This window comes from Streptomyces sp. DSM 40868, assembly GCF_011820545.1.
Lineage (GTDB): Bacteria > Actinomycetota > Actinomycetes > Streptomycetales > Streptomycetaceae > Streptomyces > Streptomyces eurythermus.
The window spans coordinates 2,981,591-3,004,570 of sequence record NZ_CP050504.1; the positions used below are offsets into that span (position 1 = coordinate 2,981,591).

Annotated in this window: 20 protein-coding genes; 6 read left to right on the forward strand and 14 right to left on the reverse strand. The window is 70.0% G+C overall.

Features of this window, described 5'->3' with window-relative positions; translation table 11 throughout:
* The first annotated feature begins 164 nt into the window (after positions 1-164).
* Positions 165-737 (forward strand): DUF4383 domain-containing protein, encoded by a 573-nt coding sequence (locus HB370_RS13460; RefSeq protein ID WP_051815311.1) that lies wholly within the window; start codon positions 165-167, stop codon positions 735-737.
* Here the strand turns inward: HB370_RS13460 and HB370_RS13465 are convergent.
* The 3 genes from HB370_RS13465 to HB370_RS13475 all read right to left on the reverse strand — a co-directional run bounded on the left by HB370_RS13465 (position 725) and on the right by HB370_RS13475 (position 5,555).
* Positions 725-1,828 (reverse strand): amidase domain-containing protein, encoded by a 1,104-nt coding sequence (locus HB370_RS13465; protein ID WP_037700498.1) that lies wholly within the window; start codon positions 1,826-1,828, stop codon positions 725-727. The two genes, HB370_RS13460 and HB370_RS13465, sit on opposite strands and share 13 nt — an antisense overlap.
* 187 nt (positions 1,829-2,015) lie before the next feature.
* Entirely contained in the window at positions 2,016-3,323 is a 1,308-nt protein-coding gene (locus HB370_RS13470; RefSeq protein ID WP_030776815.1) for a hypothetical protein, read from the reverse strand.
* A 48-nt stretch (positions 3,324-3,371) separates the two neighbouring features.
* Positions 3,372-5,555 carry a transglycosylase domain-containing protein gene (locus HB370_RS13475; protein ID WP_208974515.1) on the reverse strand — a complete coding sequence of 728 codons (2,184 nt, stop codon included), beginning with the start codon at positions 5,553-5,555 and terminating at the stop codon, positions 3,372-3,374.
* Positions 5,556-5,764: 209 nt separating this feature from the next.
* On the opposite strand from HB370_RS13475, the gene HB370_RS13480 reads away from it, so the two are divergent.
* Positions 5,765-5,980 (forward strand): zinc ribbon domain-containing protein, encoded by a 216-nt coding sequence (locus HB370_RS13480; RefSeq protein ID WP_030776818.1) that lies wholly within the window; start codon positions 5,765-5,767, stop codon positions 5,978-5,980.
* A gap of 85 nt (positions 5,981-6,065) precedes the next feature.
* Here the strand turns inward: HB370_RS13480 and HB370_RS13485 are convergent, their stop codons facing one another.
* The 3 genes from HB370_RS13485 to HB370_RS13495 are packed head-to-tail and all read right to left on the reverse strand — an operon-like array spanning position 6,066 to position 10,525.
* Entirely contained in the window at positions 6,066-6,878 is an 813-nt protein-coding gene (locus HB370_RS13485) for a hypothetical protein (protein ID WP_030776820.1), read from the reverse strand.
* The gene (locus HB370_RS13490; protein WP_030776821.1) at positions 6,878-9,331 is read right to left on the reverse strand and encodes a phosphoribosyltransferase; all 2,454 of its coding nucleotides are present in this window, start codon (positions 9,329-9,331) and stop codon (positions 6,878-6,880) included. The genes HB370_RS13485 and HB370_RS13490 overlap by 1 nt, the downstream gene beginning before the upstream one ends.
* A gap of 27 nt (positions 9,332-9,358) precedes the next feature.
* Positions 9,359-10,525, reverse strand: a complete 1,167-nt coding sequence (locus HB370_RS13495) for an HpcH/HpaI aldolase/citrate lyase family protein (RefSeq protein WP_030776822.1) — start codon at positions 10,523-10,525, stop codon at positions 9,359-9,361.
* 175 nt (positions 10,526-10,700) lie between these two features.
* Between HB370_RS13495 and HB370_RS13500 the strand changes: the two genes are divergently transcribed.
* Positions 10,701-11,405, forward strand: coding sequence for a TerD family protein (locus HB370_RS13500; protein WP_030776823.1), 705 nt, complete (start codon positions 10,701-10,703; stop codon positions 11,403-11,405).
* Between the two features lie 21 nt (positions 11,406-11,426).
* Here HB370_RS13500 and HB370_RS13505 read toward each other — a convergent pair whose 3' ends face one another.
* The 6 genes from HB370_RS13505 to HB370_RS13530 form a co-directional block, all read right to left on the reverse strand.
* On the reverse strand, positions 11,427-12,158 hold the full coding sequence (locus tag HB370_RS13505; RefSeq protein WP_030776825.1) for a Tellurium resistance: 732 nt from the start codon (positions 12,156-12,158) through the stop codon (positions 11,427-11,429).
* Positions 12,159-12,246: 88 nt separating this feature from the next.
* On the reverse strand, positions 12,247-13,386 hold the full coding sequence (locus tag HB370_RS13510) for a DUF475 domain-containing protein (RefSeq protein WP_030776827.1): 1,140 nt from the start codon (positions 13,384-13,386) through the stop codon (positions 12,247-12,249).
* Positions 13,387-13,461: 75 nt separating this feature from the next.
* A complete protein-coding gene (locus HB370_RS13515; protein WP_030776829.1) occupies positions 13,462-14,040 on the reverse strand; it encodes a TerD family protein in 579 nt (192 codons plus the stop codon).
* Between the two features lie 104 nt (positions 14,041-14,144).
* On the reverse strand, positions 14,145-14,720 hold the full coding sequence (locus tag HB370_RS13520; protein WP_030776832.1) for a TerD family protein: 576 nt from the start codon (positions 14,718-14,720) through the stop codon (positions 14,145-14,147).
* A 136-nt stretch (positions 14,721-14,856) separates the two neighbouring features.
* On the reverse strand, positions 14,857-15,315 hold the full coding sequence (locus HB370_RS13525) for a peroxiredoxin (RefSeq protein ID WP_030776834.1): 459 nt from the start codon (positions 15,313-15,315) through the stop codon (positions 14,857-14,859).
* A 156-nt stretch (positions 15,316-15,471) separates the two neighbouring features.
* Positions 15,472-15,909, reverse strand: coding sequence for a DUF3052 domain-containing protein (locus HB370_RS13530; protein WP_030776836.1), 438 nt, complete (start codon positions 15,907-15,909; stop codon positions 15,472-15,474).
* Positions 15,910-16,319: 410 nt separating this feature from the next.
* Here HB370_RS13530 and aceE point away from each other — a divergent pair, with 410 nt between their 5' ends.
* Together aceE and HB370_RS13540 are read left to right on the forward strand one after the other, a co-directional pair.
* Positions 16,320-19,067 carry a pyruvate dehydrogenase (acetyl-transferring), homodimeric type gene (aceE, locus tag HB370_RS13535; RefSeq protein WP_030776839.1) on the forward strand — a complete coding sequence of 916 codons (2,748 nt, stop codon included), beginning with the start codon at positions 16,320-16,322 and terminating at the stop codon, positions 19,065-19,067.
* Between the two features lie 160 nt (positions 19,068-19,227).
* Positions 19,228-20,028, forward strand: a complete 801-nt coding sequence (locus HB370_RS13540) for a potassium channel family protein (protein WP_051815313.1) — start codon at positions 19,228-19,230, stop codon at positions 20,026-20,028.
* Here the strand turns inward: HB370_RS13540 and HB370_RS13545 are convergent.
* On the reverse strand, positions 20,025-20,333 hold the full coding sequence (locus tag HB370_RS13545; protein ID WP_063766405.1) for a hypothetical protein: 309 nt from the start codon (positions 20,331-20,333) through the stop codon (positions 20,025-20,027). The two genes, HB370_RS13540 and HB370_RS13545, sit on opposite strands and share 4 nt — an antisense overlap.
* Before the next feature lie 224 nt (positions 20,334-20,557).
* Positions 20,558-22,177, reverse strand: coding sequence for an MFS transporter (locus HB370_RS13550; RefSeq protein ID WP_030776848.1), 1,620 nt, complete (start codon positions 22,175-22,177; stop codon positions 20,558-20,560).
* Positions 22,178-22,302: 125 nt separating this feature from the next.
* On the opposite strand from HB370_RS13550, the gene HB370_RS13555 reads away from it, so the two are divergent.
* Positions 22,303-22,929, forward strand: a complete 627-nt coding sequence (locus HB370_RS13555; RefSeq protein ID WP_030776850.1) for a TetR family transcriptional regulator — start codon at positions 22,303-22,305, stop codon at positions 22,927-22,929.
* Positions 22,930-22,980: the final 51 nt, after the last annotated feature.

Here is a 22,980-nt window from a genome sequence, read left to right on the forward strand (position 1 = left end):
GCGGCCGAGCGGGGGCGTCGCCAGTCGCCGGACCAGGCACGTCACCGGTCGCCGGGCCGGAGTGACCCCTCGGCGGCCAGGACCGGCGTGTTGCCGGGTGCGCGGGGGTGGCGGATATTGGGTGAACGGACGGATGGCCTCCGCTAGCGCCCGAGGAGGCGGACATGGCCACACACGCGGTGCATTCGAGGAACGCCCGGGAACGCCGGCGGATCCGGCTGGACGATCACCTGCCCGTGGACCACCGGCTCAACCGGGTCTACCGCGCCGGGGCGGGCCTGATCGGCGCGTTCCTGGTCGCCTTCGGCATTCTCGGCCTGCTGGACCAGATCGGTTTCTTCAGCACGGGCGGCAACCAGGTCGCCGGGCTGAACACCAACGGCGCGCTCAGCGTGCTGTCGATCTGCATCGGCCTGCTGCTGCTGGTGGGCGCGGCCGTCGGCGGGAACTTCGCGTCCACCCTGAACATGGTCCTCGGCGTGCTGTTCCTGCTGAACGGCTTCCTGTTCCTCGGGCTGCTGGACACCCCGAACAACTTCCTGGCGTTCAAGATCCAGAACGTGTACTTCAGCTTCGTCGTGGGCCTGCTGCTGATGACCTTCGGCATGTACGGCCGGGTCGGGCACGCGCTGCCGCACGACAACCCGTACTGGCGGGCCCGCCACCCCGAGACCTCCCCGCACGAGGAGGCCGGCGGGCGGCAGGGCCCGCGGCAGGGACCGGATCAGGTCCGGTAGGCGTAGAACGCCGCGTTCGGGTACGAGGCGACCAGGCTGGCCACCGACCGGTTGTACGTGTTGGTCGAGTGGTAGGTCACGTACGGCACGCCCCGGCGGTCCCGGGAGGTGACGATCATCGTGTGGTCCTTCGAACCGTCACGGTTGAAGTCGATCTGGATCACGTCGCCGAGGTCCGCCTGGTAGACGTTGGCGAGGCTGGTGGCCCGCTTGGACGACAGGGCGAACCAGGACCACTCGTTCACGCCGACGAACGAGTCCGACTGGATCTCGGAGTTGCCGAACCACTTGTGGAAGTCGTACGTGTACCCGGGCACGTGCTTCCAGCCGCCCGCCTTCAGCGCCTGGCTGACGAAGTTGGTGCAGTCGCCCCCGGCCCCCTGCCCGTTGAAGCTCGGGTAGTCCGGGTTGTACTTGCTCCAGTACTTCTGCGCGTAGGCGACCATGGCCTTGTAGTCGTAGCCGCTCGCGGAGAAGTTCTTCGGGTTGGCCGGGGCCGGCCGGGTGGTGGCCGCGCGGGCCGCGCTCGGCGGACCGTCGTCCTCGGCCTCGGCCTGCGGCGTGGCGACGTCCGGCTTGGCGACCTGGTTCACGGCGAGGTAGCCGTCGTCGGTGTCGCGGATGCCGGTGAGCCGCCAGTTCCCGTGCCGGTCGGCCGAGAAGGTCAGCTCGTGGTGGGCCTGGAAGCCGGTCGACTTCGGGCTCTTCTCGGTGGTCCTGCCGTAGGTCAGCGTCGTGGTCTCGGTGACCGCGACCTTCGCCTTGCGGCCCTTCACCTGCGTCGCGTCGAGCCGGACCTGGGTGCTGCCCGCGCGGTACGTCTCACCCAGCCGGGCGAGCCGGCCGCGGCGGTCGCGCAGCTGCTTCACCGCCGACGTCTGCTCCCGCGTCTGTCCGCCGGACAGGCTCACGGAACCGGAGAAACCGGCCGTGTGCCGGGTCTCCTTCGTCCCCGCGCCCTCCACCAGGGCCTGCGTGCGGTCGGTGAAGACCGCGTCGGCCAGCCGCTGGAAGGTCGCCTTGGTGGCCGCGTCCACCGTCGGGTCGTCGGTCACCGCCGCGCCCGCGCTCCAGTTCGGCACCAGGGCCACACCGGCGACCACCGAGGCGGCCGCGGCGGTCACTATGGCCGTACGTCGCCCCTTACGGCTCAGTCTTCTGGATTTCAATGATGTTCCCCTCTACGCCGGTACACCTACCGGGAGAGGGGCATCTTCGCATGGCCGCCACACCGGATGTGAAGAGGGGCGCACAACCGGAATCAGCCGTGCTGACCGGTTACTTGACGACCGCCGACCAGTCCGGCGACTGGGCCGGGTCCAGGCCCCGCAGGGCGGCCAGGGTCTCCGGCTTCTGCACGTCGAGCCAGTCCGCCAGCTCCTTGAAGGAGACGCACTTGACGCCCTCCTTGGTGCACACGTTCTTGACCACCTGGTCGATGGCCCTCATGTAGATGCCGCCGTTCCAGTCCTCGAAGTGGTTGCCGATGAACAGCGGGGCGCGGCTGCCGTAGTAGACGCGGTTGAAGCCGGCCATGTAGGAGTCGACGGTGCGCTGCTCCCACTCGGGGAACTTGGCCGGGTCGCCCTGGGTCTCGCCGTCGGACTGGTTGTAGAGGAAGTTGAAGTCCATGGACAGGCCCTGGTACTTGCCGTCCTCGTACGGCAGCATCTGCAGCGGGAAGTCCCAGATGCCGTTCTTCTTCGCGGGCCATATCTGGAAGTCGCCCGGGGAGCTGGCGTCGTAGCGCCAGCCGTAGTCCTTGATGGCCTTCAGCAGGTTCGGCTGGCCCTCCAGGCAGGGCGCCCGGCCGCCGGTGACCTCCCGCTTGAAGTCGAAGGGCAGCGGCGGCAGATCGGTGAAGCCGGTGTTGGTCTTCCAGTGCTCCACGAACTTGTAGAACTGGTCGATCTCGCTCTTCCACTGCGCCACGCTCCAGTCGCCGCCGCCCTTGGCGCCGCAGAAGTGACCGTTGAAGTGGGTGCCGATCTCGTTGCCGTCCTTGTACGCCTTGGCCAGTTCCTCCACGGTGGTGCGGATGTGGTCGTCGGTGGCGTAGTCGATCGCGGCGTCCCCCGGGGAGTGCATGGGGCCCTGGTACTGCGCCTTCTTGCTCTTCGGCAGCAGATAGATGCCGGTGAGGAAGAAGGTCATGTGCGCGTTGTACTCCTTCGCCAGCTCCCGGTAGTGCGAGAACAGGTGGTCGCCGCCCTCCAGCGCGCCGTCCCAGGAGAAGACCACGAACTGGGGCGGCTTCTCACCGGGCTTGAGCGGCACCGGCTTCAACTGGCCCTTCTGCGGGCCGGTGTAGGAGGTGGAGCCGTCCCCCAGCACCTTGACCTTGCCGTCCCAGGTCGGGGTCGGGCTGGGCTTCCTGGGGGACGCTGCCGGTTCGGGCTTCTCGCTTCCCGTCGCGGCGGCCGGTGAGCTGTCGCCGTCCGTGCCGGACAGCGCCAGGAACCCGGCCACCAGCGAGGCCGCGACGAGGAGCGCGGCCAGGGTCAGGACCTGGGGACGGGTGGCACGGGGCGCGCCACGGCGGCGGGGGGCTCGACGGCGGCCTGACGACGACATCTTGCGGGGCATGCGCGGCTCATTCTGCGGAAGGGGAGGACGGACGGACTCTTTCCCGGCTCAGCCGAGGCCCGTCGCGGCCGACCAGAGGGCATACGGGACGCTGTGGGCGGGCCCGGCCAGTCCCTCGAGCGGCAGTGGCTCCAGGGACTTGGCCAGGTCGATCCGGTAGACGACGATCGCGGTGGACACGGAGTCGGCCGTGCCGACGTACCAGGCGGCGGTGTCCTTCTCGGTGCCGCCGGCCTTCCCGGACACCCCGGAGCGGCCGGCCGCCGCGTCGGGGTGCGCGGTGCGGAAGGAGTCGGTGAGCGCCTCGGTGACCTGCTCGGCCACCCGCGCGCCGACCGCCCGCTTCGGACGCGGCGTGCTCAGCGCGACCGGGGCGCCGTTGCGGGTGATCCGGACCACCGAGTACGGCTCGGTGTGGTTGCCGCCGGCGGCGAAGGTGGCGTAGCCGTTCGCCATCCGGATCGCGCTCGGCGTGGAGGTGCCCAGCGACAGCCCGGGCACCTGGGGGCCCATGCTGGAGCGCAGCAGCCCGGAGGCCACGGCGGTGTCGCGCACCTTGTCCAGTCCGGCGTCCATGCCGAGCTGCATGAACGGGGTGTTCACCGACTTGGCGAGCGCCTCGCGCAGGGTGATCTTCCCGTACGACTTCCCGCCGTCGTTGTGCGCGGCGACCTTCTTGCCGCTGCGGTCCCAGTACGGTCCCTCGGGCGTGGTGACGGGCACGCCGTCGTCGCCGTCGTAGACGCTGTCCGGGCCGACGGGGGTGGCGGGGCCGCTGCGCGTCTTGTGCACACCGTGTTCGAGTCCGGCGGCGTAGACGAACGGCAGGAACGCGGTGCCGGCCGGGACCGTGGTGGCGTTGGACTCGTTGTAGCCCTGCTTGCGGTGGTCCGGGCCGCCGTAGACGGCGAGGATCCTGCCGTCCGCGGTCACCGAGGCGGCGCCGTAGTGACCGTTCTCCGCCGCCTCGGGAGTGTCGTCCCGCGCTTCCTCGCGGGCCTTGGTGACGGCGTCGGTGAGGGCCTTCTCCCGCTTGCGGTCGAAGGTGGTGTAGATCTGGTAGCCGCCCAGGTCGAACTGCTTGTCCGTCAGGTGCGCGGCCTTCTTGGCGTAACTCGACGCCAGCTCCACCAGGTAGTCGCTCTGCTCGCCGGTGTCGTACAGCGGGTTGGTCCTCAGCGGCTCGGGAAACGTCTTGTACTTCGCCCGCTCCTGCTTCGACAGCTTGCCGATCTTCACCATCCGGTCCAGGATCCAGGACCAGCGCTCCACCGCCCGCGCGTGGTTGGCCTTGCCGAGCGTCGGGTCGTACAGGCCGGCGCCCTTGAGCAGCGAGGCGAGCATCGCCGCCTCGGAGACGTTCAGCTTGTCGACGTCCTTGCCGTAGTAGGCCTGGGCGGCGCGCTGGATGCCGTAGGTGCCCCGGCCGAACCAGCTGGTGTTGAGATAACCCTCCAGGATCTCGTCCTTGCTCATCTTGTTGTCGAGCTTGAGGGCGATCATCGCCTCGGTGAATTTACGGCTGACCGTCTGATTCTGGGTCAGGTAAACGTTCTTCACATACTGCTGGGTAATAGTGGAACCGCCCTCGGTGTCCCCCTCGCCCACCGTACGGAAAAGTGCCCGGCTGATGCCTTTGAGGGATATGCCCGGGTCCGAGTAGAAACTCTCGTTCTCCGCCGCGAGCACGGCCCAGCGCACGTCCTGCGGGATGTCCTCCAGCGGCATCGCCTGCCGCTGCACCCAGCCCGTACGGGCCATGGGCGTGCCGTCGGACCAGAAGTAGACGTTGTCCTGCTGGGTGGCGTACGAGTTGATGTCGCTCGGTATGTCCGTCATCGCGTACGCGGTCACCAGGAACGCGCCGAGCAGGCCGAAGGACGCCAGGAGGCCGCCGATCCACTGGCGCCAGGAGGGCATCCAGCGGCGCCAGCCGGTGCGGCCGGGGCGCGGATAGACGGGCTTCAGGCGGCGCGCGTAGGGGGCTATCCGGCGGGTGTACGGGGCGAGCGGGCCGAGCAGACGGCTCCGCGAGCGCTTCCGGCCGGCGGAGCGCGCGCCGCGCCGGCGGTCGGCCCGGCCACCGGTCGGCGTGGGTTCCTTCGACCGCGAGGACTCCCTCGAGGGCGCGGCGACGCGCAGCTGCATCGTCTCGTCCGCCCTGAGGGCGTCGACTCTCAGATGCAGGGTCTCGTCGGCCCCCAGCGGCTCGTCGCCACGGCCACCCCCCATGGGGCCGTCCTCCCCCTGCGACGCATCGGTCACGCCTGCGTCTCCCTCCGCACTCGGTCTCGCTCGCGCGGGTGAGCTGAGCATCCTCGCCACGGCGTTCACAAATTATCAGTAACGTTTTCGAATGCCCCGCACATATGCCGCACAGATGGCAACACTCATGAAACATTGAGCTGCCCCGGCACCCCCCTGACGGCTAACCTGGGCCCATGCCTCGCTACGAGTACCGCTGCCGGAGCTGCGGCGACACGTTCGAACTCAACCGTCCTATGGCGGAGTCCGCCGACCCCGCGACGTGCCCTGCGGGGCATGACGACACGGTGAAGCTTTTGTCCACGGTTGCCGTGGGCGGCGTCTCCAGCGGGCCGGCGCCCGCGCCCCGGTCCGGGGGCGGCGGGTGTTGTGGTGGAGGGTGCTGCGGGTAGTCGGCCCACGCCTGCCGGGGTGCCGCGCTCTGCCGTCGGGCGGGTGCGGCGCCGTCGTGGTTGATCGCGCAGTTCCCCGCGCCCCTCAGGTCGGCTGTCGGACCGTTCTCAGGAACTCCCGCAGGATTCGCTCCCCCGCCAGTACGCCCCGTTCCGGTAGTGCGGTGATCCGAGGGGCCGTCCAGCCCGTGTCCGCCAGTTCTCCGTGGCCCGGGCGCCAGCCCCGGTCGGCTGCCAGGAGCAGGTCGGCGTCCAGGAGGGAGTCGCCCGCGGCCAGGGTCAGGTCCGCGCCGGTGCGGCGGGCGACCTCGCGGACGGCCGCGCTCTTGGTGAGCGGCTTCGGCACCGCGTAGATCTTGCGGCCCTGGAGCGAGACGGTCCAGCCGCGGTCCTCCGCCCACACCGCCAGCTCCTTCACCCAGTCCTCGGGCAGCAGCTCGCGCTCCACCACCAGATAGGCGAACAGGTCCTCGGCGACCCGGTGCTTGCGCACCCACACCGGGTCGGCCGTGCGCAGCAGATGCTCGCGGACCTCCGCCAGCGGCGCGCACTCGTCGGCGAGCCGCGCCAGCACGCGCGCGTGCCAGCCGGCGTCGGTGACCCCGTCGACCAGCAGATGGCCCCCGTTGGCGCAGATCGCGTACCGGGGCGGCGGGCCGGGCAGGTTGATGCGCTGGTACTGCTTGCGCGTCCGGGTCGTCGTCGGTACGAACACGGCCGCGTCGCCGAGGTCCGTCAGCAGCCCGGCCGCCGTCTCCGTCATGAAGGACAGCGGCCTGGCCTCGTGCACCTCCACGCACAGCAGCCGGGGCGCCCGGGCGTCCGGCATGGTCAGCGCCAGGGCCGCCGAGGAGTAGATCAGCGTGCGATCGAGGTCGCTCGCCACCAGCACCGGCATCAGACGTGCACCGCCTTTCCGTCGGCGCCCGTGGCACCGCGTGTGTACTTGGGGTGGATCAGCCCGACGCAGCTGTACGGCAGCTCGCCGACCTCCTCCACCGGCACGCCCCGCTGCTCGGCGAGCAGGCGGACGTGGTCCAGTTCGGGGCCGGCGCCCGCGCGGGCCAGGATCTTCCACGGCACCCGGCGCAGCAGGACCCGGGTGGTCTCGCCGACGCCCGGCTTGACGAGGTTCACGTCGTGGATGCCGTACTCCTCGCAGATCCGCTCGACCGCCCGCCAGCCCGCCCAGGTCGGGGTGCGGTCGGTGGCGAGGAGGTCCTTGACCGCGCCGGTGACGGTGTCGGCGACCTCCTCGAAGCGGGCGGAGACGGCGTCGAGGAAGGCCACGGAGACGTCGGCGCCGGCCAGTTCGCGGTAGAACTTCGCGCCGTGGTAGTCGTCCGGGCCGACCAGGTCCGCGCGCAGCACCGTACGCGAGATGAGCCCGGACACGGTGGAGTTGAGGCAGGCGGAGGGGATGAGGAAGTCGTCCCGGGTGCCGTACGTGCGCACGCAGGAGCCGGGGTCGGCGAGGACGGCGATCTCCGGGTCGAACCCGGTGACGCCCTCCTTCTTCGCGAAATCCTCCAGAGCCTGGGCGAGTTCCCGGGTGATGGCGCCCTTGCCGGTCCAGCCGTCCACGAAGACGACGTCCCGGGGGTCGTGGTGGGCGGCGAGCCAGCGCAGCGCGTTGGCGTCGATGCCCCGGCCGCGCACGATCGACACGGCGTAGTGCGGCAGGTCCAGCCCGTGCCGGAACCGTGCCCAGCGGCGCATCAGAATGCCCACCGGGGTGCCGGCGCGGGCCAGGGAGACCAGCACCGGGCGGGGCGAGCGCTCGGCGATCACCGTCTCGGTGACCACGCCCACCGCCCGCGCCAGCCGCGCCGCCGACGCCTCCAGGGCCGCGTGGAACAGCTCCTGGTAGCGCTCGCTGGGCTGGTACTCCACCGGCAGCGACTCGGCGTAGTGCGCGCCACCGCTCTGGACGGCCTCCTCCCGCTCCTCGGTCGGCGCCTCCAGGGGCACGTCGGACAGGTCCTGGAGCAGCCAGCCGACCTCCTCCGGCGCGTACGAGGAGAACGCGGGACCGCGGAGGGGCTCGGGCAGCATGGCCGGCCTTTCGGGAACGTGCGGGACGTACGACGGTACGACCGCGAGCAGAACGTGCGGGACCCGCTCGGCGAGCCGGGCCAGCAGGCCGTCCGGCGCGTGCAGGGCGGGGGTGTCGGCGACGGAGTCGACCACGGCCACGACGGCGTCGAAACCGGCGCCGGCCACGTTGTAGGCGTAGCGCTCGCCGGGTCCGTCCGCGGGGTCGTCGTGGGCGGGGAAGACCAGGCGGGTACGGATCGCGTAGCCCGGGTCGTCCACCGCGAGCACGGGCGAGCGGGTGGTGGTGGAGAACCGCACCTCGGCGTCCGTACCGCGCTCCAGCTCCCGCGCGAGCCGCAGCGGGGCGTACATCAGCTCCTCGAACCCGAGCACGAGCACCCGGCGCGCGCCGGCGGGCAGGGCGTCGCGTATCCGGCCGGCCATGGCGGGGAGGGCGGCTTCGAGGCGGGCGCGGTGGGCCGGGGTGAAGCCGTGGCGGGCGCCGTCGGGAAGGCCGGGGGGCCAGTGCAGGTCGACTTTTACGACGTGGCCCGGCTGAGGCGCCCCGTGCGGGGCACGGGACGGGACCTCATCCCCCGCCTCGCACTCCGCGACCAGCCGCTGCCCCTTCTCCAGCACCCCCTCCGGCAGCTCCACAACCCCGGAAGCGAGAGCGACCACATCCACCCGCGCCCCGATCTCCCCGGCGAATCGTTCCAGCCGAGCGGTGTCCTCGGCCGACCGCATGTCCACCAGCGCGACCACCACATACCGACGGCGCGGATACCGCGCGTGCAGGTCACGGATGGTGTTCAGCACCGTGTTGCCGGTGGAGAACTCGTCGTCCACCAGCACCAGCGGCCCCCGCCCGGCCAGCAGCCCCGGATCCTCGGGCAGCAGCAGATGCGACGTGGCGTGGGAGTGCGACTCCTCGAACCCGCCGGCGGGGGCGACCCCGCGCACCGGCCGCCGCGTGGAGTGCAGGTACGGCACGCAGCCGAGCCCGTCCGCCACGGAGTGCCCGAGCCCGGTCGCGGTCTCGGCGTACCCGAGGACGACCGCGTCCGACGCCTCGGCGCCGAGCAGCGCGGCGACCCGGCGGCCCAGGTCCAGCCCGTGGTCGTGGACCACGGACGGCGACTGCGGGACGTGCTTGCCGAGGACGTGGGAGACGAGCAGGTGGGCCCGCTTGGGGTTGCGGCGCAGCGCGAGCCCGAGCAGGGCCGGCAGCCCGTCGTCGCCCACGAGCCCGACCCCGAGTCGCTCGGCGACCCAGCTGCCGGACCAGACCCCGTCGTTCACTGCGTTCTTCATGCGTTCCTTGCTGAGGTGGCGAAAGGTTCAGCCGGGTATGCCGGCGGCGAGCAGTTCCACGAAGCCGACGTCCTCGTGGGCGACACCGAACGCCTCGGCGCGCAGCAGGGTCCGCTCGGCCCAGGCGCGGTGCGGCTTCACCTCGTTCATCTTGTTCGTGTAGGCCGACCGCAGTACACCCCCGCCGCCGCGTTCCGGCCGCAGGATGTCCTGGGCGTCACTGAACTCCTCGTGACTGACCACGGAGAGCGCGTGCACGGGCAGGACGTGGGAGGGGTGGATGCAGGTCTTGCCGAGCAGACCGTTGGCCTGGTCCAGGGAGATCTCCCGGAGCAGCCCGTCCATGGCGTGGGCGATCAGCCGCTCGCGCAGCTCGGCGGCCTGCACCTGGAGGAAGGGGCTCTGCCGCAGCTGCGGCTTGAACATGCGCTCGGAGGCACGGAAGTACTCCCAGACCGGGCCGGTGACGGTGAAGCCGGTGCCGTCGGCCCGGCCGAGCATGTTCACGACGTCGGCGATCACGGAGGCGACTATCTGGACGTCGTAGGCGGTCATGTCGGGGGCCCGGCGCAGGCCGTAGGAGGAGCAGAAGTCGGTGACGCCGAGGCGCAGGGCCAGCACCCGGTCGCGGTACTTGTCGACCGCGCGGAAGATGCCCTCCAGCGTCTCCATGCGCGACTCGCGGTACAGCAGCTCGGGCGACTCCAGGACCGGCATGGCGAACAGCCGCCGGCCGCCGGCGTGCTCGGCCGCCGTCAGGGCCTCCAGGAAGGGGATGCCGCGTTCCTCGGTGAACTTGGGCAGCACGAACCCGGACAGCAGGCGCCCGGCCGGGCCGAGGCGGCGGACCAGGTCCGGTATCTGCTCGGGGGTGCGCACCCGGATGAACAGCAGCGGCGGCTCCGACCCGGGCCGGGCGGCGAGGTCGGCGAACTGCCGGACGAGGTTCTCCTCGCCCGCCGCCACGTCCGCGTCGTCGATCGAGTCCTCCAGGCACAGCACCATGGAGACCACGCCCCTGCCCGCCTGCTTGACGATGTCGTCCGCGAGCCGGGGCCGGGTCGCCGGGCTGTAGAGCGTGGCGCCCAGGGCCGCGGAGAGCAGCCTGGCCGGGGAGTCGGCGGTGAACGCGCACGGCTCCTGGTGGAAGAGGCGCTTCCGCACCTCGGGGGCAATGTGCCCGAAATGACGCATAGGACTCCCTTTGGACTCCGGCCACACCTCTGGGTTCGGTAAAGGGTGGCCGGTAATAGTACGTAGGGACCCATGGCGGAGGTTCCCCGTGGACATGAATTTCCGGTAACTCCCCCCTGCCGGCGCCACGCCCCCCACATTGTCGTGACCAGGACCGAGAGGGCAGGATGACCGCATGACGCACGCGATGCTGAAGGGGTCGAACGTCCCGCTGGAGGCCGGCACGGTACGCGCCGTGCTGCGCTGGACACCCGGGCAGGGCGTCCCGGACGTGGATGTGTCGGCGCTGCTGCTCGGGCCCGACGGCCGTGTGCGCTCCGACGAGGACTTCGTCTTCTACAACCAGCCCCGGCATCCCTCCGGGAAGGTGTGGCGGCTGGGCAAGAAGCGGGTCGCCGAGGGGCTGACCGACACGATCCAGACAGACCTGCCCGGGGTCGAGCCGGGCGTCTCCCGGATACTGCTGGTCGCCTCCGCCGACGGGGTCACCTTCGACCAGGTGCCGGCGCTGTGCATCCTGCTGTACGACGCGGGGGCCGCCGACGCCGAGCCGCTGGCCCGGTTCGACATCAAGCCGGAGACCGGGTCCGAGACGGCGCTGATCTGCGGTGAGCTGTACCGGCGCGGGGACGGCTGGAAGTTCCGGGCGCTGGGCGAGGGCTACTCCAACGGGCTGAAGGGGCTCGCGACGGACTTCGGCATCTCGGTGGACGAGTCCGAGGCGGCGGCGGAGGAGCCGCCGACGTCCGCCCTGCCGTTGCCTCCGGAGGTGCCGGCGTACGGGTATCCACAGCCGGTTCCTGTGCCGGTGCCGGCGGCTTCGGCGGGGGACGGGTACTTCCGGATGCCGCCGCAAGGGCCTCAGTTCATCGGGCGGTGAGCGGACGCGACCCCTTCACCCCTACGCCTTCGTCTTGTAGCCCCTGCCCCACTGGAGGCCCCAGCCGTAGAGGCGGTCCAGTTCGCCCTGGAAGCCGTAGACGAACTTGACCTCGCGGCGGACGATCAGTTCGTCCTTGACGTTCTCCAGGAGGACCACGGCGCAGGAGCGGGCCTGGGGGTGGCGTTCGTCCAGGCCGATCTCGATGCGGGGGCCGTTGCCCGGGTAGAGGGTGACGACGGCCTGGGTGCGGTCGAAGGCGGGCGTCTGGTCGTAGATGTAGACGAAGACCAGCAGCCGTTTGATGCCCTCGCGGTGGTCGAGGTTGACGTACATCGTCTCGCCGGAACCGGAACCGAACCGGTCGTCGCCGCTGAGCTTGATGTACGGCGGCGCGTTGACGTCGCCGAGGTAGCCGCCGAGGGGCTGGACGACGCCCTTGGTGCCGTCGGCGAGTTCGTACAGGCAGCCCAGGTCGAGGTCGACGTTGACCATGCTCTGGCCGTGGCCGAGGATCTCCGGCGGCTTCAGCGCCTTGAAGGGGTGGCGCAACAGGCTGGTGCGGGGGCCCGAGCCGAAGTCGGAGGTCCGCATCCGCCAGGTGAGGTTGACGCGCAGGTTGCCGGTGGCCGCGCCCTGCTTGGTCAGGGACACCGTCGGGTGCCGCCTGGTCAGCTCGATGGCGTTGGTGGCCGCGTTGCCCGAGTCGAAGGCCGCGGCGCGCCCGCCGAGCAGTCCGTCGAAGAAACCCATTCCCGCCCCCAGGTACCTGTTGTGACACCGACGGGGCGGCCGACCGCGTCGGCCGCCCCGTTCGAAGCGTTCCTCACCGGCGGGGGTGTCACACCCCGGAGGAGACCTCCGCCTTCGTGCCGCTGCCCTCGCCCGCGGCGGCCAGGGCGCGGTTGCGGCGGACCGAGGAGAGGAAGGACGCGAGGATCAGGATCACGCCGATGGAGCCGGTGATGACCTCGTGGATCTCGTACTGGATGGTGATCAGCAGGACCACGGCGAGGGCGCCGATGGCGTAGTGGGCGCCGTGCTCCAGGTAGACGTAGTCGTCGAGGGTGCCCTGGCGGACCAGGTAGACGGTCAGCGAACGGACGTACATGGCGCCGATGCCGAGGCCCAGGGCCATCAGGACGATGTCGTTGGTGACGGCGAAGGCGCCGATCACGCCGTCGAAGGAGAAGGACGCGTCCAGGACCTCCAGGTAGAGGAACATGAAGAACGCGGCCTGGCCGGCCAGGACGATCGCGGGCTTCTTCTTGCCGCTGCGGGCCGCCTCTTCCTCCTGCTCGTGCTCGCGCTCCTCCTCTTCCTCCAGCTTGTCCTCGAAGTAGCCGGAGAGACCGCCGACGATCATGTAGGTGATCAGGCCGGCGATGCCGGAGATCAGCACCGTCTGGGCCTTGTCGGCGTGGATGCCGCCGTGCTGGTGGGCGTGGGTGGCGACGGTGAAGGCGGCGACCAGCAGGACGATCAGGGCGATGCAGACCGACAGCATGTCGACCTTGCCGAGCTTGGCCAGGGGCCGCTCGAGCCAGCGCAGCCACTGGATGTCCCGGTCCTCGAAGATGAAGTCGAGGAAGATCATCAGCAGGAACATGCCACCGAACGCGGCGATCGCCGGGTGGGCGTCGGTCACCAGCTGCTCGTAGCGTTCCTTGTTGTTGATCGCGAGGTCGACGGCCTCGATCGGGCCCATCTTGGCGCTGATGGCGACGATGACGACGGGGAAGACCAGCCGCATGCCGAACACGGCGATGAGCACACCGATGGTGAGGAAGATCTTCTGCCAGAAGGGGCTCATCTTCTTCAGGATTCCGGCGTTGACCACCGCGTTGTCGAAGGACAACGAGATCTCCAGGATGGCCAGGATCGCCACGACCCCGAAGCCGGTCCACCCCCCGTAGAACGCCGCCGCGATCAGACCGAGCACGGTGATCGCGAAGGACCATCCGAAGGTTTTGAGAAGCACTGGCTACCCCATCATCTGTTGAGGCCCCTCCCGGACGAATTCCGAGGAGAGTTCTCCCCCGCGCCGTACGCGGCTTTACGAAACGTTGACTCCGAAGTCTAGAGCGATGCCCCGCAGGCCCGACGCGTACCCCTGACCGACCGCCCGGAACTTCCACTCGCCCTGGTGCCGGTACAGCTCGCCGAAGATCATCGCGGTTTCGGTGGAGGCGTCCTCGCTCAGGTCGTAGCGGGCCAGTTCCTGGCCGTCGGCCTGGTTGACCACGCGGATGAAGGCGTTGGAGACCTGGCCGAAGGTCTGGCCGCGCTCGTCCGCCATGTGGATGGAGACCGGGAAGATGATCTTCTCGCAGGAGAGCGGGACCTTGGCGAGGTCCACCAGGATCGACTCGTCGTCGCCGTCGCCCTCACCGGTGAGGTTGTCACCGGTGTGCTCCACCGAGCCGTCGGGGCTCTTGAGCTGGTTGTAGAACACGAACCAGTCGTCGCCCAGCACCCGGTTGCCGGTGCCGCACAGCAGCGCGCTGGCGTCCAGGTCGAAGGGGGCACCGGTGGTGGAGCGCGCGTCCCAGCCGAGCCCGATCAAGACGTTGGTGAGGTTCGGTGCGGCCTTGGAGAGGGAGACATTGCCTCCCTTGGCGAGCGTGACGCCCATGCTGATCCTCCCCTGGTGGTGCTTCCCTTGGTTCTCCTGCGCGTCCGGCGCCGCCCGTAAACGGTGCGGCGCCGGACACTGCGGGTGTCGTTACGCTGCCGGGATCAGACGTTGACGCCGAAGTCCTGCGCGATGCCGCGCAGCCCGGAGGCGTAGCCCTGGCCGATGGCGCGGAACTTCCACTCCGTGCCGTGGCGGTACAGCTCGCCGAAGACCATGGCGGTCTCGGTGGAGGCGTCCTCGCTCAGGTCGTAGCGGGCGATCTCCGCGCCGCCGGCCTGGTTGACGACGCGGATGAAGGCGTTGCGGACCTGGCCGAAGGACTGCTGGCGGTTCTCGGCGTCGTAGATCGACACCGGGAACACGATCTTGTCGACGTCGGCCGGGACGCCGGCCAGGTTCACCTTGATCTGCTCGTCGTCGCCCTCGCCCTCACCGGTGAGGTTGTCACCGGTGTGCTCCACCGAGCCGTCGGGGCTCTTGAGGTTGTTGAAGAAGACGAAGTGCTGGTCGCTGATGACCTTGCCGGCGTTGTTCAGCAGCAGCGCGCTCGCGTCGAGGTCGAAGTCGGTACCGGTCGTGGTCCGCACGTCCCACCCCAGACCGACGATGACCGCGGTCAGGCCCGGGGCCTCCTTCGTCAGCGATACGTTGCCGCCCTTGCTGAGGCTGACTCCCACGGGTCCTCCATGTGGTGTTCAGGGGCGGGGAGCCCCGTCGTGCTTCGGATATGGGATCAACGTGCCGATCCTAGTGACGGGTTCCCGCCTGCCGCGCAGCTTGGGCCGAGGAAACCCAGGTGTCGGCCCGCGTGGCTCACAGAGCGTCGAGCGCCTTCACGTAGTCGCCGAGGTCACGGGCGTCCGGCAGGCCGTTGACCACGGTCCACCGCACGACGCCCTCCTTGTCGATGATGAAGGTGCCCCGGACGGCGCAGCCCTTGTCCTCGTCGAAGACGCCGTAGGCGCGCGAGACGTTGCCGTGCGGCCAGAAGTCGCTCAGCAGCGGGTACTCCAGGCCCTCCTGCTCGGCGAAGACGCGCAGGGTGGGGACGGAGTCGTTGGAGACGGCGAGCAGCTGGGTGTCGCGGTCCGTGAACTTCGGCAGGTTGTCCCGCAGCTCGCACAGCTCGCCGGTGCACACGCCGGTGAAGGCGAAGGGGTAGAAGAGCAGGACCACGTTCTTCTCACCGCGGAAGTCCGAGAGCTTCACGCTCCGGCCGTGGTTGTCCTTGAGCTCGAAGTCGGGTGCCTTGTCGCCGACCTGGATCGCCATCGTCGTGCATCCCTTCGGGGGACTGTTCGGGTGGAAGTGACGCATGAGCGCACACCGGCGCTCGGGTCCACCCTACGCAGCGGTCACCGAGGGGTTCACGGCGGCCGGGCCGGGCCCTGACAAAGGCCCGGCCCGGCCGGCGGTCAGCTCAGACGGTCACCGCTTGGACTTGGCGGCCTTGGGCGTCGCCAGGCGCGAGCCGCTCCAGTCCTTGCCGACGCTGACGCTCTTCGACGCCGTCAGGCCGGCCGTCGTGGCGGCGTCCTGGATGTCGCTCGGTTCCACATACCCGTCACGGCCGGTCTTCGGCGTGAAGAGCAGGATGGCGCCGCCTTCCTCGATGTACGTGGTGGCATCCACCAGCGCATCCGTCAGGTCGCCGTCGTCGTCACGGAACCACAGCACAACGGCGTCGGCCACGTCGTCGTAGTCCTCGTCCACGAGGTCAGTCCCGGTGACTTCCTCGATGGCCTCGCGGAGCTCCTGATCGACGTCGTCGTCGTAGCCGATCTCCTGGACCACCTGCCCGGGCTGGAACCCCAGCCTGGCGGCAGGGTTCGTCCGCTCCTCCGCGTGGTCCGCGGTCGCGCTCACGGGTTGCCTCCTGATCATGTCTTTGTTGAGTATCTCAGCCACGCGCGTGCGCGAAGCATTGGCCGTAGTCCACACGGGCGGGACGGATCGCGCAAGTACCCGGCCGTCGGGACCGTCGAAACGGTGACGATCCCGGCCGTGTCGTCGCAACTCCTGGCACCGTATCGCGCTTTTCCCCCACCCACATCACGCCGGTGTGCCCGGTTTGCACCGTTCGGAATCATCCTGGGTTACGTCGCTCGAACAATTTTGCCAAGCACGTCACACCCCGGGCGTATCGTTGCGTTTTGACCGGTGGTGCGCCGGCGGAGACGACCGTGGAGATGACGTACGCGTTCCCCAGGTACACGATGGGGAACGGTGCAGGCAGCTGTTAACGAGAACTGGCCCTCCGACAGGTAAGGAACAGCGTGGCTTCCGGATCCGATCGCAATCCGATCATCATTGGCGGCCTTCCGAGTCAGGTCCCCGACTTCGATCCCGAAGAGACCCGGGAGTGGCTCGACTCCCTGGACGCCGCCGTCGACGAGCGCGGCCGGGAGCGGGCCCGCTATCTCATGCTGCGCCTGATCGAGCGGGCCCGCGAGAGGCGCGTGGCCGTGCCCGAGATGCGCAGCACGGACTACGTCAACACGATCCCCACCAAGAGCGAGCCGTTCTTCCCGGGCAACGAGGAGATCGAGCGCCGGATCCTGAACGCCACCCGCTGGAACGCGGCCGTCATGGTCTCCCGCGCCCAGCGCCCGGGCATCGGCGTCGGCGGCCACATCGCCACCTTCGCCTCCTCCGCCTCGCTCTACGACGTCGGCTTCAACCACTTCTTCCGCGGCAAGGACGAGGGCGACGGCGGCGACCAGGTCTTCTTCCAGGGCCACGCCTCCCCCGGCATCTACGCCCGCGCGTACCTGCTCGACCGGCTCACCGCCGAGCAGCTCGACGGCTTCCGCCAGGAGAAATCGAAGTACCCGGACGGCCTGTCCAGCTACCCGCACCCGCGCTCGATGCCGGACTTCTGGGAGTTCCCGACGGTCTCCATGGGCCTCGGCCCGCTCTCGGCGATCTACCAGGCGCGGATGAACCGCTATATGCAGGCGCGCGGCATCGCGGACACCTCGCGCTCGCACGTGTGGGCGTTCCTCGGCGACGGCGAGATGGACGAGCCCGAGTCGCTCGGCCAGCTCACCCTGGCCGCCCGCGAGGGCCTGGACAACCTGACCTTCGTGGTCAACTGCAACCTCCAGCGCCTCGACGGCCCGGTGCGTGGCAACGGCAAGATCATCCAGGAGCTGGAGTCGGTCTTCCGGGGCGCCGGGTGGAACGTGATCAAGCTGATCTGGGACCGCTCCTGGGACCCGCTGCTCGCGCAGGACCGGGACGGCATCCTCGTCAACAAGATGAACACGACCCCGGACGGCCAGTTCCAGACGTACGCCACCGAGTCCGGGGCCTATATCCGCGAGCACTTCTTCGGCGACGACCACCGGCTGCGCGCGATGGTCGAGAACATGACCGACGACCAGATCCTGCACCTGGGCCGCGGCGGACACGACCACCGCAAGATCTACGCCGCGTTCAAGGCGGCCAAGGAGCACAAGGGCCAGCCGACGGTCATCCTGGCCAAGACGGTCAAGGGCTGGACGCTGGGCCCGAACTTCGAGGGCCGCAACGCCACGCACCAGATGAAGAAGCTGACGGTCGACGACCTCAAGCGCTTCCGGGACCGGCTGCACCTGCCGATCTCCGACCGGGAGCTGGAGTCCGGCCTGCCGCCGTACTACCACCCGGGCCGGGACTCGGAGGAGATCCAGTACATGCACGACCGCCGCCGGTCGCTCGGCGGTTACGTCCCGACGCGCCTCGTGCGCTCGCAGCCGCTCGCCCTGCCGGACGACAAGGCGTACGCGACCGTGAAGAAGGGCACGGGCCAGCAGTCCATCGCGACGACCATGGCCTTCGTCCGGCTCCTGAAGGACCTCATGCGGGACAAGGAGATCGGCAGGCGGTTCGTGCTGATCGCGCCGGACGAGTACCGTACGTTCGGCATGGACTCCTTCTTCCCGAGCGCGAAGATCTACAACCCGCTGGGCCAGCAGTACGAGGCGGTGGACCGCGAGCTGCTGCTGGCGTACAAGGAGTCCCCGACCGGCCAGATGCTGCACGACGGCATCTCCGAGGCGGGCTGCACGGCCTCGCTGATGGCCGCGGGCTCGGCGTACGCCACGCACGGCGAGCCGCTGATCCCGGTGTACGTCTTCTACTCGATGTTCGGTTTCCAGCGCACCGGCGACCAGTTCTGGCAGATGGCCGACCAGCTGGCGCGCGGATTCGTCCTGGGCGCGACCGCCGGCCGTACGACCCTGACCGGCGAGGGCCTCCAGCACGCGGACGGCCACTCCCAGCTGCTGGCCTCCACCAACCCGGCGTGCGTGGCCTACGACCCGGCGTACGCCTACGAGATCGCGCACATCGTCCAGGACGGCCTGCGCCGGATGTACGGCAGCTCGCCCGAGCACCCGCACGGCGAGGACGTCTTCTACTACCTCACCGTCTACAACGAGCCCATCCAGCACCCGGCCGAGCCGCCGAACGTGGACGTCGAGGGCATCGTCAAGGGCATCCACAAGATCGGCGAGGCCACCGGCGGCGCCATCCCGGCGCAGATCATGGCGTCCGGCGTGGCGGTCCCCTGGGCCCTGGAGGCGCAGCGGATCCTGGCCGAGGAGTGGAACGTCCGGGCGGACGTGTGGTCGGCGACCTCCTGGAACGAGCTGCGCCGCGAGGCCGTGGCCTGCGAGCAGCACAACCTGCTGCATCCGGAGGAGGAGCAGCGGGTGCCGTTCGTGACGCGCAAGCTCGGCGGCTCGGAGGGACCGTTCGTGGCCGTGTCCGACTGGATGCGATCGGTTCCGGACCAGATCGCGCGCTGGGTGCCCGGGCCGTACCAGTCCCTGGGCGCCGACGGGTTCGGCTTCGCCGACACCCGGGGTGCCGCGCGCCGCTTCTTCCACATCGACGCCCAGTCGATCGTGGTGGCGGTGCTGACGGAGCTGGCGCGGGAGGGGAAGGTCGACCGGTCCGTGCTGAAGCAGGCCATCGACCGGTACCGGTTGCTGGACGTCTCGGCGGCGGATCCGGGGGTGGCCGGGGGCGACGCGTAGCCTCCCCCGCTCTCGGCTGCGCTCGAGCGGGGGCGCCCCCATCACTCCGCTTCGGCCGGCAAGGGGTCGCGGGGAAGGTGCGGGCCGGTGGTGGGCTGAGCGCGCAGTTCCCCGCGCCCCTGTCGGGGCGCTGTACTTACGGTTTCTTTACGATTACGCCATGGAGCAGCTGTCCGCGCAGGCGCGGTGGGAGCGGTTCACCGAACGGCCGTTGTTGGGGCTCGCGGTGGCTTTCGCCGTCGCTTACGCGGTGCCCATCGTGGACGCCTCCGCCGGGCGGTCCCTGACGGCCGTGTGCACGGGCGTCGAGTGGGTGGTGTGGGGGGCGTTCGCCCTGGACTACCTGGTCCGGCTGGCGCTCGCCCCGCACCGGAAGACGTTCGTACGACGGCACTGGCCCGACCTGTGCGCGGTCGTCCTGCCGGTGCTGCAACCGCTGCGGCTGCTGCGGCTGGTGTCGACGCTGCTGCTGGTGGGCCGGCGGGCGCGGATGGCTCCGCAGATCCGGCTGACCACGTATGTCGTCGGGGCCGTGATCGGCCTGCTGATGTTCGGCTCGCTGGCGGTGCTGTCCGTGGAACGCGAGTCACCGCACGGGAACATCCGGACGCTGGGTGACGCGGTGTGGTGGTCGTTCACGACGATGACGACCGTGGGGTACGGCGATCACGCGCCGACGACGGGTCTGGGGCGGATGATCGCGGTCGGGCTGATGCTGTCCGGGATCGCCCTGCTCGGTGTCGTCACCGCCAACATCGCCGCGTGGTTCATCTCGCGGTTCGAGAAGGACGACGTGGAGGAGCGGCGGCAGACGGAGGCCATCGCCGCGCTGGCCGAGGAGGTGCGGTTGCTGCGCGCCGAGGTGGCGCGGCTGACGGAGGCGGAACCCCGAAGGGACGCGGAGGGCTGCGCCGTAGGCAACAGCTCCCCCGCGCCCGGCAACGAGCCGCGGGCCTCCTAGAGAAGGCCGTTGCCCCAGGTCGCCGCGCCCGCGAGGGCGATGGCGGCGAGCAGGGTGTCGATGGCGCCCAGGACCAGGGCCACCAGCGCCGGTACATTGCGTTCGCCGGACCAGCTGCGGCCCATGGACTGCCAGCCGCAGAAGATCGCGACGGGACCGAGGACGATCCCCAGCGCGAAGAAGCCGGCCACCGCGCAGATGGCGCCGATGATCCCGAGCGTCGCGCGGTCCGGCCCGGTGTGTGACCACGTCCGGCCACGCGACCGGGGGTACCCGCGTGTTCCGTGCCCGAAGCCAGCCATCATCAACTCCCTGAGGCATCTGGACAGTTCGGCTTCAGGGTGCGAGTACCCCGGTTGCGCCGGAGCAGACCGGGCGCGCTGTCCCCCTCCGACAGCGCGCGCCGCGGCCCGGTGGTCCTCCCATGTCCTGCGGAGGAGTTGACCCACTGTGACCTGCGGCGCGCGCCGGGAGCCAGCGATCTTGAGCGGAGTCACCCTGATAGGCGAACTCCGCTCGGAAGGGGCCGTCAGATGTGGCCCACGCCCGCGCCCGCCTCCGCGTTCGCACCGCGCTTGGTGAGCAGCGCGACGAGGACGGCGACCGCGGCCACGCCCGCCGCCACGAGGGAGGCGAGGCTCATGCCGTCGATGAAGGTGTGGTGGGCCACCTCGGTGATCTTCTCGGCTATGGGTGCCGGGGTGTCCTTGGTCACCGGGGCGACGCCCTGCTGGACCGCCTCGGCCGCCTGGTGCAGCTGCTGCGGGGGCAGCTTCGGCAGCCCGGCGTCCGCCCAGTTGTCGGCGAGGGTGTGGTCGACCTTGGAGGCCATCACCGCGCCCAGCACGGCCGTGCCGAGGCTGCCGCCGATCTGCATGGCCGCCTGCTGGAGGCCGCCCGCGACACCGGACAGCTCCATCGGGGCGTTGCCCACGATGACCTCCGTGGCGCCGACCATGACCGGGGCGAGGCCGAGGCCGAGCAGGGCGAACCAGACGGACATCAGGCCGCTGCCGGTGTTCTCCTCCAGCGTGGACATGCCGTACATGGCGATCGCGGTGACGGCCATGCCGCCCGCCAGCGGGATCCGCGGGCCGGCCTTGGTGATGAGGGCACCGGCCAGCGGGGAGCCGACGATCATCATGCCGGTCAGCGGCAGCAGGTGCAGGCCCGCGTCGATCGGGCTCATGCCGTGGACGTTCTGCAGATAGAAGGTGACGAAGAACAGGCCGCCCATGAACGCGATGGCCATCAGCACCATCAGGACGACACCCGCGGACAGCGCGACCGAGCGGAACAACGCCAGCGGGATCAACGGCTCCTTCACCCGCTTCTCCCAGACGGCGAACAGGGCGAAGCCGACCAGCGAGGCGACGAGGAACAGCCAGGTCTTGCCGTTGCCCCAGCCCCAGGCCGGGGCCTTGATGAGGGCCCAGACCAGGCAGAACATCGCGCCCGAGAGCAGGGCGATGCCGAGCAGGTCGAAGGAGCGCGGGGCGTTCTGGGCGCGGTGGTCGAGCAGGATCAGCAGGCCCAGCAGCAGGGCGAGGGCGCCGACCGGCACGTTGATGAAGAACACCGACTGCCAGTTGACGTGCTCGACGAGGACACCGCCGAGGATCGGGCCGCCGGCGGTGGAGGCGCCGATGACCATGCCCCAGATGCCGATCGCCATGTTGAGCTTCTCGGCCGGGAAGGTCGCGCGCAGCAGGCCGAGCGCGGCCGGCATCAGCAGCGCGCCGAACAGTCCCTGGAAGACACGGAAGGTGACGACCGCGGCGATGCTGTCGGACAGTCCGATGGCACCGGAGGCGGCGGCGAAGCCGGTGACGCCGATCAGGAACGTCTGCCGGTGACCGAAGCGGTCGCCGAGCTTGCCGGCGGTGATCAGGGAGACCGCGAGCGCCAGGAAGTAGGCGTTGGTGATCCACTGCAACTGCGCCCAGCTGGCGTGCAGGTCCTTGCCGATGGCCGGGTTGGCGATGGCCACGATGGTGCCGTCGAGGGCCACCATCATGACCCCTACGGCGACGGTGATCAGCGTGAGCCACGGGTGGCCGCGCAGGCCCGCGGCCGGCTGCGGCCCGGACGGGGACGCCGGCGTTTTGTCCCCCGGTCCCGTCGCGCCGATGGTGGTCTGACTAGTCATACACTCAGATTAGTGACAGCCGCTGACAGTTGACAAACCAAATCACTAGTCGGTTACTGACACGAAAAATGGGGGTCAGATCAGGGCCGGACGGAGGTTCCGCCCGCGTTCACAGGAGAGTGGCCATGGAGACGCTGCGGGAACGGAAGAAGCGGCGTACACGGGAATCGCTGCTGCGGGCCGCTCTCGAACTGTTCACCACGCAGGGCTACGAGCGCACCACCGTCGACGAGATCGCCGATGCCGTCGACGTCTCGCAGCGCACCTTCTTCCGTTACTTCGCGGGCAAGGAGGACGTGGCCTTCGCGGTCCAGGACATGGCGGAGGCCGCGTTCGTGGCGGCCGTACGGGCGCGACCGCCGCACGAGACGCCGATGCGGGCCCTGCGCCAGGCGTTCCTGGAGAGCTGGGACGAGATGCGCGAGACCGTCGAGTCGGTCGTGCCGGTCGAGCTGCACCTGGGCATGTACCGCACGATCGAGGCCGAGCCCGCGCTGCTCGCCGCCCGGCTGCGCCGGCTGGCCGCGATGGAGGAGACCCTCGCGCGGGTGCTGGCCGAGCGGGAGGGCGTCGACGTGGACGGCGACCCCCGGCCCCGGCTGGCGGTGGCCGTGTTCGCCGGGGTGATGCGCGTCACCGAACGGCAGTGGTGCACGAGCGAGGACCCCGGGCCCGAGCTGATCCGGACGCTCACCACGTCGTACCTCGATCAGGTGGGTTCGGCGCTGACCGGAAACTGGCGGACCACCTGAGATCGTTGGCAGATCGCCGTCTCTCTCACCATCGCCCGCCGAAACGTGATC

Bases quoted from the DNA above. Each gene is read 5' to 3' on its own strand.
- HB370_RS13470 (WP_030776815.1), bottom strand. From the start codon at position 3,323: ATGCCCCGCAAGATGTCGTCGTCAGGCCGCCGTCGAGCCCCCCGCCGC.
- HB370_RS13495 (WP_030776822.1), bottom strand. From the start codon at position 10,525: ATGCGTCATTTCGGGCACATTGCCCCCGAGGTGCGGAAGCGCCTCTTC.
- HB370_RS13545 (WP_063766405.1), bottom strand. From the start codon at position 20,333: ATGATGGCTGGCTTCGGGCACGGAACACGCGGGTACCCCCGGTCGCGT.
- HB370_RS13490 (WP_030776821.1), bottom strand. From the start codon at position 9,331: ATGAAGAACGCAGTGAACGACGGGGTCTGGTCCGGCAGCTGGGTCGCC.
- HB370_RS13550 (WP_030776848.1), bottom strand. From the start codon at position 22,177: ATGACTAGTCAGACCACCATCGGCGCGACGGGACCGGGGGACAAAACG.
- HB370_RS13555 (WP_030776850.1), top strand. From the start codon at position 22,303: ATGGAGACGCTGCGGGAACGGAAGAAGCGGCGTACACGGGAATCGCTG.
- HB370_RS13480 (WP_030776818.1), top strand. From the start codon at position 5,765: ATGCCTCGCTACGAGTACCGCTGCCGGAGCTGCGGCGACACGTTCGAA.
- HB370_RS13540 (WP_051815313.1), top strand. From the start codon at position 19,228: ATGGAGCAGCTGTCCGCGCAGGCGCGGTGGGAGCGGTTCACCGAACGG.
- HB370_RS13460 (WP_051815311.1), top strand. From the start codon at position 165: ATGGCCACACACGCGGTGCATTCGAGGAACGCCCGGGAACGCCGGCGG.
- HB370_RS13500 (WP_030776823.1), top strand. From the start codon at position 10,701: ATGACGCACGCGATGCTGAAGGGGTCGAACGTCCCGCTGGAGGCCGGC.
- HB370_RS13475 (WP_208974515.1), bottom strand. From the start codon at position 5,555: ATGGGGGGTGGCCGTGGCGACGAGCCGCTGGGGGCCGACGAGACCCTG.
- HB370_RS13515 (WP_030776829.1), bottom strand. From the start codon at position 14,040: ATGGGCGTCACGCTCGCCAAGGGAGGCAATGTCTCCCTCTCCAAGGCC.
- HB370_RS13485 (WP_030776820.1), bottom strand. From the start codon at position 6,878: ATGCCGGTGCTGGTGGCGAGCGACCTCGATCGCACGCTGATCTACTCC.
- HB370_RS13525 (WP_030776834.1), bottom strand. From the start codon at position 15,315: ATGGCGATCCAGGTCGGCGACAAGGCACCCGACTTCGAGCTCAAGGAC.
- HB370_RS13505 (WP_030776825.1), bottom strand. From the start codon at position 12,158: ATGGGTTTCTTCGACGGACTGCTCGGCGGGCGCGCCGCGGCCTTCGAC.